This window comes from Mesorhizobium sp. M7A.F.Ca.CA.002.09.1.1 (assembly GCF_003998555.1).
Lineage (GTDB): Bacteria > Pseudomonadota > Alphaproteobacteria > Rhizobiales > Rhizobiaceae > Mesorhizobium > Mesorhizobium ciceri.
Genome location: NZ_RZRR01001530.1, coordinates 1 through 563, shown reverse-complemented (window position 1 = coordinate 563; position 563 = coordinate 1). Strand labels below are relative to the sequence as shown.

The 563-nt window shown below is 60.4% G+C and carries 1 protein-coding gene and 1 pseudogene; one reads left to right on the top strand and one right to left on the bottom strand.

Annotated features, from left to right (window positions below):
- A partial coding sequence (locus EN994_RS34470) for a GNAT family protein (protein WP_164746577.1) occupies positions 1-449 on the top strand: 449 nt, incomplete at its 5' end.
- Between the two features lie 7 nt (positions 450-456).
- Here EN994_RS34470 and EN994_RS36610 read toward each other — a convergent pair.
- Positions 457-563: pseudogene (locus EN994_RS36610) on the bottom strand (EEP domain-containing protein); the annotation flags it as partial.

Genomic DNA, 563 nt, shown 5'->3' with positions numbered 1-563 from the left:
ATGTCGTAGCGCGTGAGCGAAAGTACTTGTCCTTCCTTGAGGCGCCACCGCTGGATCAAGTCAGAAGTTTCGCAATGGATCGTATCGGGAGAGGCGATCCGGGGTTCGTGGCCGTTGTTCGTGGCGAGGTCGTCGGCTGGTGCGACATCTCACGCCATGATCGGCTCATCCATGCCCATCGCGGCTCCCTCGGGATGGGGATTGTTCCTCCCTATCGGGGGCGAGGGCTTGGACTGCGGCTCATCAATGCAACCTTGGCGCAAGCGCGCAGGGCCGGTTTCGTCCGCATCGAACTCTCCGTGCATTCCGACAATGCTCGCGCCATCTCTCTCTACGACAAGGTCGGGTTTGTCAGGGAGGGCGTGCAGCGCGATGCCGTCCATGTCGACGGGGAATACCGCGATACGATCATGATGGCGATCGTCGAACGCGAAAACGCCGCCAGATGAATGGCCATCAGCCCAGTTCGACCCACACCGGCAGATGGTCCGAGCCGACTGCCTTTCGGTCGACCCACAGACGCTGCAGGGATCTGGCAAGCGAAGCGCTGGTAAAGATATAAT